This window comes from Marinobacterium iners (assembly GCF_017310015.1).
Taxonomy (GTDB): Bacteria; Pseudomonadota; Gammaproteobacteria; order Pseudomonadales; family Balneatricaceae; genus Marinobacterium; species Marinobacterium iners.
This window is the reverse complement of the sequence record NZ_CP022297.1, coordinates 1,937,026-1,949,631: the sequence shown is the minus strand read 5'-3', so window position 1 is coordinate 1,949,631 and position 12,606 is coordinate 1,937,026. Positions and strand designations below refer to the sequence as shown.

Sequence of the window (12,606 nt, the reverse complement as noted above, 5' to 3'; positions counted from 1 at the left end):
TCAGACTGTGCGTGAGCGTATGCGACTCGCACAGCCTGACTACTGGCACTGTTTATGCCCGCTAGCGGCGGGCATGTTCAACCGCTCTTGGCGTCCTGTCTATCCTGATTTACTCGTTGTGCTGATCGCTGTCTGATAGGAACACCGGCAGCATTTCACCCCCTGATTAACCGCTTTTTTCCCTTCTATCGGGTTTCGCATAATGTATATTATGTTAAATATAGTGTCTGGTTAGCCTCCATTGCTGTGAGTTTGTGTTATTTGTATTTTACTGTGAGATCAGTCTCATCTTACGTACTAAAGCTCAATGCCAGGCAGCGCTTGGCCTACAGGCTGATTCGCCCTGTCCCGCCGAAACCGTTAACTGCCGATAAGATGAGATCCTGCTTTTTCAGGCGTATAACCCACTATGGGATTATTGGTGTGATTAAGGATTAATCAACCCGTGCGGAGAGTGCCGAAGATTTCAGTTTTGTGGGTTGAGTGTCGTTCCGTGCAAGCTGGTGGCGATTTGTGATTGGTGTGATTCTGCACTGATCCGATCAGTGAAGTGTCTCATGTGGGCCTGGTAACTGCTCCAGTAGCTTCAGCATCTCTTTGGCTGGCCACAAGCAGTCCAACTCTCTCATGCCCTTGATGCTGCATGGACGTTCACAGAGGCTTGCGGAAATCGAGTATGGTGCCAAGTCAGTGATCTGTGTGCCGTCCCATGTAAACGATTCCAGGTCCCAGATCATGTTGCGCAATGTTCCTTGAACTGAGCGGCTGCACTGTGTATCGAAGCTGAGTTCACTAAATGAGCTCACGGCACGTTCCATCAATTCTACAGGATAGCCCTGCTTTAACATGGTGTTAGCCAACATATCGCTGAACCAGAACGTCAGCTCCTTAATCTCTTTTTGCGTCATGCCGATCAATGCCAATGAGAACCGCGTCTGGTCGTGAGTAAACACCAGACACTGACGACGCTGAATCGTTGTGATATTGGCATGCCAGTCGCCTAGGGCCGATGGCTGCTCCTCAGCTGAATCAGCGATTTCAAAGCCAGCCTTCTTGAGCTTTTCTGCCAATTTTTTTGTAATGTGAATTCTCAATATAATCTTCCAACCATTTGATTCAATTTATTTATAATATTTTTTAGCATATCAAAAACGACACGAGGAAAGCCTTGGGATGCACCGATGGATCAGCAACTTACATTCGCGGACATTCACTGCATGCAGCAGTGGTATAACCTCAGTGATCCAGCCATGGAAGACGCGTTCTATGAGATTGCGTCCATGCGTCTGTTTGCTCGGCTGTCACTGATAAGGCCATTCCCGATCACACCACTATCCTGAACTTCCGCCATCTTTTGAACGCCATGAGTACTGAATTTTTGCCTCTGAGGTAGCGATCGCGACGTTTCAGAGCCTTGGGCCGGACTTATTCGTAGGCAGCTGAGGGTCAAGCCTCTTCAAGAGCGTCTATCCGTGCTGCCAGAATGAAGTCATTTTCATGCAAACCGCCAACTTTGTGTGTCCATATCTCTACTTTGGCATAGCCCCAGCCGAAGCATATTTCAGGGTGGTGGCCCGCCTCCTCTGCCAGCTCTCCAACATGATTAGCAAAAGTCAGGGCGGTTTTGAAGTCAGGGAAAATGAACTCTCGGTGGATGCGACTCGCGTTGTCTGAAAGTGACCAGCCTTGTACTTGCTTAAGGTAATTTTCGGCATCCTTGCGCGTAAGCGCTGATACTTCACCATGGCAAGGTATGCAGCGTTTTTCTGCCAGCAGCATGTCTGTCTCCCCATTAATTGTGTGTGTCACTGGGCTAAGTGTAGACGCCAATCTGAGGTCATGCCGCAGTGGTCTGGGCCTGCTCTACTCCGCTTGCACTTTTTGCTAGTTCAGGGATAATCTTTTTATATAAGACGAGTCTAATTTAAATATCAATTTTCAAGGCATCTTCTATCCATGACAATCATAAACTTTACCCCGGTCCCTGCACTGATCGGAGGGGCCTTGATCGGCCTCTCGGCTGCGTTCCTACTGCTTGCAAAAGGTCGGGTGGCCGGCATTTCCGGAATTGCCGGCGGTATTATCTATCCCGAGTCCCGTGATGATATTGGCTGGCGTGTCGTGTTCATTCTTGGGTTGATTCTGGGAGGCTTCCTCTATCAGTGGTCAGGGTTGGGTGCTGGTGTGCAGCATATAGCAGCGGTTGCTGACAAGCCTGTGCTGATCATTGCGGGCCTGCTTGTGGGAATTGGTACACAGATCGGTACGGGCTGCACCAGCGGCCATGGTATTTGTGGTCTTGCGCGCCGCAGTCCGCGTTCTCTTGTGGCTACTTTTTGTTTTATGGGTAGTGCGATTGTAACCGTGTATGTTGTGCGTCACCTTATGGGAGATGCAGCATGAGTCAGTCCATGAAACAACTGCTGGCCGCACTTGCTGCCGGTTCACTATTCGGCTTTGGTCTTGGCTTGTCACAAATGATTGATCCTGCCAAGGTGACAAATTTTCTTGATCTGTTGGGCAGCTGGGACCCGTCTCTGGCATTCGTGATGGCTGGCGGTTTGCTGGTTAATGCGCTGCTGACGCCACTTATTTTGAAACAAAAACGCCCGCTTCTGGCTGAATTTTTCAGGCTTCCAACCAAGGCTGAGGTTGATAAGCGTCTTGTTATTGGCGGTGTTGTGTTTGGTGTGGGTTGGGGGCTTGCAGGGTACTGTCCCGGGCCGATGATTACATCATTGAGCTTTGCTGACAGCGACATTCTGATAGTCGTGATGGCGTTTGTGGTAGGTACATTCGCCGCTCGTTGGGTTCTTCACCGAATCTCTTAATATCCATTATGCCGTGCCGGTCTGGTTCTCGCGGAGCATCTCCATCAGTTCCAGTGCCGGCATGGGTTTGCCATATAAATAGCCCTGTGCGTGCGGGCATCCAGCCTGCAGAAGCAGTTTCTTCTGCTCTTCGGTTTCAACTCCTTCTGCGATAAGCTCCAGGTCCAGTTTATTTGCCAGTGCTATGATGGCTTCGATAATGGCAAGATCGTTGGGATCCATTACTGAGTTTCTGACAAACGATTGGTCGATTTTCAGCCGGCATACCGGCAGTCGTTTGAGGTAGGTCAGTGATGAGTATCCGGTGCCAAAATCATCGATCGACAATAGTATTCCCATTTCCTTAAGCTGCTTCAGGGTTGGCACGGTTCTGGCGGTGTCTTGCATAATAAAGCCCTCGGTTACCTCCAGTTCAAGCCATTGTGGTTTACAACCAGTCTGATGTAACACGCTTTGAACGGATTCAACCAAGTCAGCTTCGTGAATCTGTGCCCCCGCCAGGTTTACGGAGACCCTTCCCGGGTTGAAGCCAGCACGATACCACTCGACCTGTTGCTGACAGGCTTGTCGCATGACCTCGTTGCCCAGATCAATAATCAGCCGGGTTTCCTCGGCAATCGGAATGAATGCGCCTGGCATCAGGAGTCCCTTATCCGGGTGCTGCCAACGTACCAGTGCTTCGGTGCCCGTCATGTGGCCATTGCGCATATCGACCTGGGGTTGGAAATATACCCGCAGCTCCCCTTTTTGCAGTGCTTGTTTCAGCCCTGCTTCAACTTCCATGCGTTGCAGTGCCTGATCACTGAGGCTGGTATGAAAGTGCTGATACTGTCCGCCGCCCATCTTCTTGGCCAGGTACATGGCGAGATCGCTGTTGCGTGTCAGTGCTTGAGCGGTATTGCCATCCTGTGGGCATCGCGTGACTCCGATGCTGGCCCGAACGTCCAGATGATGTCCATGTTTGATGACGGGATCTGACAGGGCGGCCACAACGCGTGGCAGAAGTTCGTCTTCATGTCGGGTATCGGCACTGGCAGCCAGCAGCAGGAAAAATTCGTCACCGCCGTGCCGGAAAAGACGATCCCCCTTTCCAAGCAAAGCTTTAAGGCGGTCAGCCACGGTGATCAGTACCTTATCCCCGACAGGGTGTCCAAGGCTGTCATTGATCAGCTTGAAGCGGTCCAGATCAATATACGCCAGAGTGAAGTTTAGACAGTCGTGTACCGCTTGGCTGATGGCAAGTTCTAGCTGCTGATTGAAATTAAAACGGTTAGGCAATCCAGTCAGTGAATCGTGGTTGGCCTCATACTCAAACCGGTCGCGTTGTTCCTGCAACCCAAGTTGTGCCAATTCCAGTGCGTGCGTGCGTTCATCAAAGGCTTCCGCAAGTGCTTCAAGTTCATCATGGGTCCCAAGAGGCGCGCAGGTTGCGCGGCGGGTATCCTTTACTCTGCGATACAGTTCGATTATGGGTGAGGCTATCCCCTGTCCAATCCATGCTGCCAGTATGGCGGCTATCAAGGTCAGAATAATGCCAATGCCGACGAAGCGAGTGACAGTCGTTGTGATGACTGACTCGAATTGGGATTCAGGAATGCCGGCTTCAAGGCTTAAATCAAGTTGCTGTAGTAGTGGTGTGTCCACTGTCGGTCGCTGTCGACTGCTGATGTAATTGATGGTTTCATCATGGCCCAGGGTCAACACTGAAGTGTCTTCTGTATAGAGCCTCAGGAATCCTTCGTTTTCCCTAAAGGCATGACGTGCGACCAGTTCACGCAGGTCGAAGGCTGCCAACAGTGCGCCCTGAGTTGTGTCGTAGAACTTGATTGGCGCAATGACTGTCATTTGTCGGTTGGCAGGGTCGTTATAGAGCGCAATTTCCCCCATCGAGAGAGCGGCTCTCAATTCTGTTGACTGGTTAAACTCAGGCAGCCAGTGTTCGTCCTGATATACCGGCTGTCCATCAAAATCCAGCAGGGCTGCCGAGCGCATGGACGTCCCTGAAGAGAAGTTTGCCAACAATGGTGGTAAATCGGTGGTGCGAGCCTGACTGTCAATTAGCCCATTCACCATGAAAGGGTTTTCCGCCAGTCTTGCGGTACCCTCAACCAGATAGGCGATACGGTTTTCCAGCTGGATCAACGACGAGTGAGCGCTTTCCCCTAGCCCTTTGTATGCCTGCTGATATAGCTCATTGCGTAAAATGTAGGCAACCGTGAAAGTGACGATGAGCATAACCAGCGCCACAAAGCCGCATATTGTCAGTGTCAGTTTGCGCTGAAGGCTGCGGTAATGCTTGGGTGGCTGGTCAGAGGTCAATAACTTCATGGTGTCCCCCTTTTGCTACCGGTTTGCCGATAGGCTGGCGCCAGGTGCAGCCTGAATTGCCCCGGCTGGTCAGGAGCTGTCATTGAAAAATCCGATGCCACTCGTTCGCATGGTACTGCAGCGTTAAGGGCCTGCTTGATATTGTCGCTCAGTCCGGCCTCACACCGTGTTGCCGCGAACAGCAATATCCAGGCTGCGTCGTGTGACTGCAAAAGCGTTGAAACTGACGCTGGTTCGTTGCCGTAACGGTCAGTATATGCCGCTATGATATCGTCTATTGTATTTCCATGATGCCAGCTCTGCAGGCTGAGTAGATTGGGCGCGTTTGCCGAAACTGTCCAGTCTACTGCTGAGATCAGCAGGGGTATATCAGGCTGATCTTCGTACCATTCCAGGCTCTGTTCAAGCAACTGGCTGTGTAGTACCAGAATAATAGCGTCTGTTGCCGTATTTTGTTGGGTTTTAAGCTGTTGGGCCAATGGCTTTGTAGGGTCAAGCTTGATCTTTGAGTGGACCTCAAGGCCTGCCTTGATTGCCTCGGTTTCTATTGCGACAGCAAGATCTTCACTCAGAGCTGTTGCTTCTGTCAGCAGCTGTACTGTGCTGATATTTCGCTGACTTAGCTCTTGTCCCAGCTGTTTGGCTATCTGGAATGATGATGGCGCAAGGTTGATCAAGCGACTGTCGGCTGAAAATAGCTCGGTGTGGCTCATCCATGGATTGAGTATGGGCGGCGATGCTTCTGTGATCATATGCTGGGCCTGGAAAGAGAGTGGCCCTACTCCCGCAATAATCCCGATCATGGATGGTTGGCGAGCAAAGTCATCCAGTGTTCGGTTTGAGCGTCCGATAAGGTTGCGATTGTCGCGGGTTATTACTCGAATATCCGGGATCAGAGTTGGATCTGCCCTGCGAAACCGCTCGACGGCCAACTCTGCACCGCGCTTGATTTCCAGGCCAAGCTTGGGAGACACGGTGCTCAGATCAGTGTCTACGCCGATAAGCCAGCGATTCTCCTGGGGGTGCTGCAATGTCGTGTATTCGTGAGTGTACGCAAGGATGTCGGCGCCGATGGTGGTTTCAAAGCGATCAGCAAGTGGTTGTACAGCGCGCTGAAACTGTATTCGTTCAGACCTGCTCAGTCGATGAATGTGGATGCCTGTGGCTGCAATTTCGGCCAGAAATTCGCTTTCCTGTCGTTCAGTCTCGGCGCGTTGCCAGGGTGTGATCGCGCGTGCCGTTTCAATCAGAAGGGTTTGCAGGCGTCCCGGTAATTGGTTAAAGCGTTTTCCGCTGATGGCAAATATATAGGCCAGATACGCGTGCTCGCTCAGGGTTAGATCGGTTTGTGCTTCGTGTATGCCCATACTGTGAATCGCCACCAGAGGGTTTTCCTGACCATCCACTACGCCGTCAAGAAGTGCCTGGCGCGTTTCGTGAAAGTCGATCGGTACCGCTTCCGCGCCCATGAGGTTGAATTGATCACGCAGCAGGCGGCTTTTCATGATTCTGATGTTGAGGCCCGCAAAATCTGAAGGTTTTTTCAACGGCCGGTTAGCGGTGAAGTGTTTGAATCCATTACCCCAAAAAGTAACGCCAACCATATTGATTTTATTCATTTTTTCCAAAAGAAGTCGCCCCGGTTCGCCGTCCAGCATTGCATACATGTCTTCTCGCGCAGGCAGGAGGAAGGGCATGTCGGCATATTGCATCTCAGGCAGTGCCACGCTGAGTTTGGCGGAGGGAATCAGTAGGAGGTCAAGCTCGCCGCGTCGGGCCATTTCCAGCATCTGGTGGTCATTTCCGAGGGCCTGATTGGGGAAGAGCTGGATTTCAATACGCCCTTCTGTCTGGCGTTCGATCTCTTCCTTGAAGCGCATGGCTGCCAGATGGAGTGCGCTGCGTTCGGGAATGTTGTAGCCAAAGCGCAATACTTGGCTGCCAAGGCTGTTTTCTGCTTGCCTCAGTTGAACGGTGGTGTCTTGGTCGAACGGCCATACGACCAGCAATATCAGGATGAGCAGCAGTATAGCTACGGCAAGCAGGCTCAGGAGGTGCTTCATGTTATGGGCCTTAGTGTTTGAACCTGTTCAATATACCGCAATATTAATAAGGATATATGTCACAGATCAGGCATAGCTGTTCCATGGCGTTTTAGTACCGGTTATGTATTAAGTATTAAAAATACATATCATTCGGCAATCTCTATTCGGTCGCGACCATTATGCTTTGCTGTATATACGGCCTTGTCAGCCCGGCCCAGTGGCGCATCCACTTCATGATCCGCTTTAGTGATGACGGTTACACCGATACTGGTAGTAACGTGCAATGAGTGAATGTCTGCAAAACTGATTGCGGCTATGGCCAGCCTCAGCCTCTCAGCTAAAATCTTGGCACCCTCCATGTCTGTGCCTGGAAGTAGGACGGCAAACTCCTCACCTCCGATGCGGCCAATAATATCGATCTGGCGCAGTTGGGTGGCGGCCGTATCTGCGAAGGCTTTGAGTACTCGGTCACCAGTCGCGTGGCCAAACTGATCATTGACCTGCTTGAAGTGGTCCAGATCTATCATCATCAGGCCGCAGCGCGTATTAAATCTGACCGCCCTCGCCCTTTCCTGCTCCAGACGCTCCATGAAATAGCGCCGATTGGCGAGCCCGGTCAGTGCATCACTTGTGGCCAGTCGATGTAGTTCTTGTTCACGCAGTTTCTGGCTTGTAATGTCCTGCACCATTCCGGTGGCCCGTAACACTCCAGTTTCATCGTGCTCGAAATCAGCCATTTCACGTACCCAGCGGACCTCTCCGCCAGCAACAACGCGGTGCTCAAGGTCGTAACGACCGCCTTGTATGGCATTGTGCCAAGTGCTGTCGACGAGTTCACGGTCGTCCGGGTGGACTCGGCTGATAAACAGAGCATAGTCTGGTGTTTGCTCCGGTGTAACCGAAAAAATGCGGTAGGTTTCTTCTGACCAGGTAAGTGACTGATCAGCAAAGTGATATTCCCAGCTGCCTACAGCGCCTATTCGTTGTGCCCTTCTCAAGCTGCGTTCACTTTCTTTAAGAGCTTCTTCAGCGCGGTGCTGCGCTGTAATATCAAGTAATACCCCATTCAGCATCTGCACTCCATCTACAGAGCGCGATGCGCGGCACCTGTCTTCGATCCAGCGCCACTGGCCGTTGTTGTGCTGCAGTCGATAACGTCTGCGAATGCCCTTTGTCGGCCATTGAGTCCAATCCAGCGTCTGGCGAACATACTCGCGATCGTGTGGATGAATATGCTCAACCCACCAGTGGTCGTCCCCAATAATATGTTCTGGATGATAGCCAAGCAGATGTGTGCAGTTGGGTGATATGTAGTCAAGTGAAGTGCCGGGAATGCGAAGGCTGTAGGTAACAACAGGAGAGTCGCTCAGCAGACTGGTGAGTTGCAGCTGTGCCTGCTCCGCCTCCGCGGCGGCTGCATTCACGCGCTGTTGCATCATTTCTCTCAGCCGGCGCAGCAAAAGCAAAAGCAGCAGCTGGGTCAGCATATAGGCCCCTGCTGTAATCAGAATCAGAAGTTGTTGAGCGCGCCGCTCTTCATGCCAGAGTTCGGTTATATCCTGCCAGCTGATGATAATACCAGGAGGTGGCAGGGCTGAGTTCTCTGTCTGACTGCTGTAATCCTGTAGTGGGAAGCGTGCCAGACTGTATACGCGCTCTTCCCAGTTCAATATCTGAACACTGCCCTGCTGACTTAGCTCATCAAATGAAAGTTTTGAGCGCTGCATCCATTGGGTAACGCGGTCTGAGGTTGTGGCTTCTATGTAACAATCACAGGCTGATACAGGTTCTGGCTTGAACTCGTCCCAGACAGTTCGCTCAACATCCTTTCGATTTAGCAGCAGGGTCAGTTCGGCATCCAGCATGGGTGCCAGCCGGCTCAATACACTGTCAACCGAAGCGCCTGCCTCGAGTGCTCCGACATGCGCCAGCGTTCCATCCTGGCGGGTGTACCACACAGGCGTGACACCACGAATACCAGAATAAACGCGTCCAATTTCAAAGCCGGTCTGAGACTTGCCTGTGTGATTGGTGTTTACAATGATGGGGCGGATGGATGAAAGATCGTCGCCAAAATGGTCGGGGGCATGGACGCGCAGATAGGATTTTGCCGGTGGCAGGTGGAAGTGCAGCTGGCGCAGTGCATATTGTTCCTGCATCTGCCGCCATGCAGGTGCCACTCGATCAAACAGGGACTTTCGGAGCCGGGCTGCTTCTTCACCGCCCTTGCCTCCCCCTTCTATCACGACCATGCGAGATCCATGGTAGAAAAGCTCCTGCACCACCGGGTCGGCTGCCACCATGGAGGCCAGCAATATCATTTTGTTTTCCTGCTCGTGCAATGTCAGTTCAAAACTTTGTTGCAATGAGTCAGCCTTGCGATCCAGCTGTTGCTGAAGCAGATTCTGGCGTTCATTCAAACTGTAGACTGTCATGCCAAAGAAGATCAGCAACAATAAAAGGCTGGAGGTGATCAGAAGTGCGCGAAAAGAGATGGTTCGCATAACGGACGCAGGGGCCTTGAAGGGTATCTTTAAACAGGCAGTTTACCAGATGGAGCGTCAGTTACGACCGTATCAGGACTTATTGAGTAATCAAAACAGAAAAGGCAGCCCTGTGGCTGCCCTTGTTAGCTAATTCAAGTTGCTCAGTTGTGCTGAACCAGGCCATGATTGTCCATGATGTCTTCAATTTCAGACAGGCTGGCCGGGTCGTCGATAGTGGACGGTACAGTGTATTCCTGACCATCCGCGATCTGGCGCAGCAGCTTGCGCAGGATCTTGCCGGAACGAGTTTTGGGCAGGCGTTGTACCACGATGGCGCGGTTGAAGCAGGCGATCGGGCCGATCTCCTTGCGTACCATTGCGACCAGTTCCTTTTCAAGAACAGCCTCGTCCACATCGATGCCATCCTTGAGCAAGACCAGACCAATGGGGGCCTGCCCTTTAAGTGCGTCATTGATACCGATGACGGCGCATTCGGCAACAGCGGGATGATCGGCAACGATCTCTTCCATTTCGCCGGTAGACAAGCGATGGCCTGCTACGTTAATGACGTCATCAGTGCGGCCCATGATGAACACGTAGCCGTCTTCATCCTTGTAGCCGCCATCACCAGATGTGTAATAGCCCGGGAAGTCAGACAGGTAGCCGGCTCGGAAGCGCTCATGGTTGCCCCAAATGGTCGGCAGGCAGCTCGGTGGCAGTGGCAACTTGATGGCAATAGAGCCCTGCTCGCCTGCCGGCATCTGATTACCCTCCGAGTCCAGAATCTGCACATTGAAGCCTGGCACCGGCAAGGTGGCAGAGCCCGGCTTGGGCTCTTTTTGCTCGATGCCCATCAAGTTGCCACAAATGGCCCAGCCGGTTTCGGTCTGCCACCAGTGATCGATGACTGGTTTGCCGGTTTTTTCAATGGTCCAGTGGTAGGTTGGTGGATCAAGGCGCTCACCTGCCATGAAGATGATCTCAAGGCTGGACAGGTCGTACTTGCTGATCTCTTTGGCGTCAGGATCTTCTTTCTTGATGGCGCGGAACGCTGTCGGTGCGGCAAACAGAGCCTTGATCTTGTACTCTTCACAAAGGCGCCAGAATGCACCAGCATCCGGTGTGCGTACGGGCTTGCCTTCGTAAACAATAGTGGTTGCACCTGCCAGTAGTGGTGCGTAGACAATGTAGGAGTGCCCTACAACCCAGCCAACATCGGATGCGGCCAAAAATGTATCGCCGGCGTCGATGTTGTAAATCGCCTTCATGGAGTATTTCAGCGCGGTAGCGTGGCCACCGTTATCACGCACTACGCCCTTGGGCTTGCCTGTCGTGCCTGAGGTGTAAAGGATGTAGAGTGGGTCGGTGCCTTTTACCGGCACGCAATCGGCCGGCTCTGCAGATGCTACGGCCTCTTCCCAGTCCAGGTCGCGGCCGGCAATCAGGCTGGCTTTTGCCTGCGGACGCTGCAGTATGATGCACTTTTCAGGCTTGTGAGCAGATTGCTCGATTGCCTCGTCCAACATTGGCTTGTATTCGATGATTTTCGAGACTTCAAGACCACAGGAAGCTGTTACTACCACCTTAGGCTCAGCATCATCTATGCGAACTGCAAGCTCGTGAGGTGCAAAGCCACCGAATACCACGGAATGAATCGCCCCCAGCCGTGCAACCGCATACATTGCGATCAGGGCTTCCGGCACCATTGGCATATAAATTACAACGCGATCGCCTTTCTCCACGCCCTGCGCCTTGAGTACCCCGGCGAACAGTGCCACCTGATCACGCATTTCGCGATAGGTCAGCTGGCGCTTGGTATTGCTGACCGGTGAATCATAGATGACAGCCAATTGGTCACCACGGCCATTTTCGACATGATGATCCAGTGCCATATAGGCAGTGTTCATTTCGCCATCCGCAAACCAGCGGTCAATGCCGTTTTCATCCTTGGAGAGGATGGTTTGGGGCTGTTTGAACCAGGGCAGGTCTGCCGCCTTTTCGGCCCAGAAGGCTTCCGGGTTTTCAACAGACTTGGTGTACTCTGCATGGTAAGACATCGCAGCGGCCTCTAACTCTCGGGTTGGTGAATAGCTCAGGAGGTTTATAGTTGTATTGTTGACAGTCCCTGAGGCAGGTGGCGACACTTTAGCGAAAGTTCTTCCCGAGTAAACTAAGACAAAAGGCGTAAACAGCTACTTCGGTAAAGGCTGCAGGGCCGGAAAGCGAGCCATGCTGCAGGCTTCGGTAAAATTGATGCTGATCACATATGAAACGAATAGTCTCAAAGTGTCGACATGGTGTCACCAATTAGGGGTAAATACCTATCAGCAACAAAAGACACTAAAAAAACCCGCGCGGCGAGTGCCGGGCGGGTTCTTCAATCCAGTTTTGCGTTACATGTCGCTTGTCTGGACCGGGATGGCTGACTTCATACCAGTCAGCTGGTTGCGAGCGCGCAGCTCATCATCGGTAATGCCGACGCCGTTATCCGACTTGGCATTCTCGAAGTAGCACAGAGTTGGCTGGTAGCCTTCTGCCTCCTGCTCGTCCAGTTGGACGTAGGAACAGATAATCAGCAGATCGCCTTTCTGAGCCTTGTGCGCGGCCGCTCCGTTGACAGAAATGACGCCACTGCCATTTTCAGCCCTGATGGCATATGTGGTGAAGCGTTCGCCGTTGTTGATGTTGTAAATATGGATCATCTCATATTCACGAATGCCGGATTTCTCCAGCAACTCACCATCAATGGCACATGAACCTTCATAATGAAGCTCTGCATGGGTAACAGTTACCCGGTGCAGTTTCGCTTTCAAGAATGTCTGCAGCATACTGAAAACCTGCGTCTTCTCTCTGTATGACCGGCTTGCCGGTACTCATTAACACCGCTCTCTGGTATCTGTGATACCGGACGTCCGT

General features: G+C 52.1%; 9 protein-coding genes and 1 pseudogene. 3 read left to right on the top strand and 7 right to left on the bottom strand.

Going from position 1 to position 12,606, the window contains the following annotated elements:
• Nucleotides 1-542: 542 nt before the first annotated feature.
• Nucleotides 543-1,094, bottom strand: coding sequence for a DUF6933 domain-containing protein (locus CFI10_RS09275; protein WP_206841597.1), 552 nt, complete (start codon nucleotides 1,092-1,094; stop codon nucleotides 543-545).
• A gap of 102 nt (nucleotides 1,095-1,196) precedes the next feature.
• Between CFI10_RS09275 and CFI10_RS09270 the strand changes: the two are divergent.
• A pseudogene (locus tag CFI10_RS09270) lies at nucleotides 1,197-1,357 on the top strand (transposase); the annotation flags it as partial.
• An 89-nt stretch (nucleotides 1,358-1,446) separates the two neighbouring features.
• On the opposite strand, the gene CFI10_RS09265 reads toward CFI10_RS09270, so the two are convergent.
• On the bottom strand, nucleotides 1,447-1,779 hold the full coding sequence (locus CFI10_RS09265; protein ID WP_206841594.1) for a 4a-hydroxytetrahydrobiopterin dehydratase: 333 nt from the start codon (nucleotides 1,777-1,779) through the stop codon (nucleotides 1,447-1,449).
• Between the two features lie 177 nt (nucleotides 1,780-1,956).
• Here CFI10_RS09265 and CFI10_RS09260 point away from each other — a divergent pair, with 177 nt between their 5' ends.
• Nucleotides 1,957-2,403, top strand: a complete 447-nt coding sequence (locus CFI10_RS09260; protein WP_206841592.1) for a YeeE/YedE family protein — start codon at nucleotides 1,957-1,959, stop codon at nucleotides 2,401-2,403.
• 8 nt (nucleotides 2,404-2,411) lie between these two features.
• The gene (locus tag CFI10_RS09255; protein WP_242530170.1) at nucleotides 2,412-2,831 is read left to right on the top strand and encodes a DUF6691 family protein; all 420 of its coding nucleotides are present in this window, start codon (nucleotides 2,412-2,414) and stop codon (nucleotides 2,829-2,831) included.
• Between the two features lie 6 nt (nucleotides 2,832-2,837).
• On the opposite strand, the gene CFI10_RS09250 is transcribed toward CFI10_RS09255, so the two are convergent.
• The 5 genes from CFI10_RS09250 to panD form a co-directional block, all read right to left on the bottom strand.
• Complete coding sequence (locus CFI10_RS09250) at nucleotides 2,838-5,159, bottom strand: putative bifunctional diguanylate cyclase/phosphodiesterase (protein ID WP_206841586.1); 2,322 nt, start codon at nucleotides 5,157-5,159, stop codon at nucleotides 2,838-2,840.
• Entirely contained in the window at nucleotides 5,156-7,222 is a 2,067-nt protein-coding gene (locus CFI10_RS09245) for a DctP family TRAP transporter solute-binding subunit (RefSeq protein ID WP_206841584.1), read from the bottom strand. The genes CFI10_RS09250 and CFI10_RS09245 overlap by 4 nt, the downstream gene beginning before the upstream one ends.
• A 128-nt stretch (nucleotides 7,223-7,350) precedes the next feature.
• Nucleotides 7,351-9,708, bottom strand: a complete 2,358-nt coding sequence (locus tag CFI10_RS09240) for a sensor domain-containing diguanylate cyclase (RefSeq protein WP_206841581.1) — start codon at nucleotides 9,706-9,708, stop codon at nucleotides 7,351-7,353.
• 143 nt (nucleotides 9,709-9,851) lie between these two features.
• Nucleotides 9,852-11,786: a propionyl-CoA synthetase gene (locus tag CFI10_RS09235; RefSeq protein ID WP_277987757.1), complete on the bottom strand. Its 1,935-nt coding sequence runs from the start codon at nucleotides 11,784-11,786 to the stop codon at nucleotides 9,852-9,854.
• A gap of 297 nt (nucleotides 11,787-12,083) precedes the next feature.
• Nucleotides 12,084-12,518, bottom strand: coding sequence for an aspartate 1-decarboxylase (gene panD, locus CFI10_RS09230; RefSeq protein WP_206841578.1), 435 nt, complete (start codon nucleotides 12,516-12,518; stop codon nucleotides 12,084-12,086).
• Nucleotides 12,519-12,606: the final 88 nt, after the last annotated feature.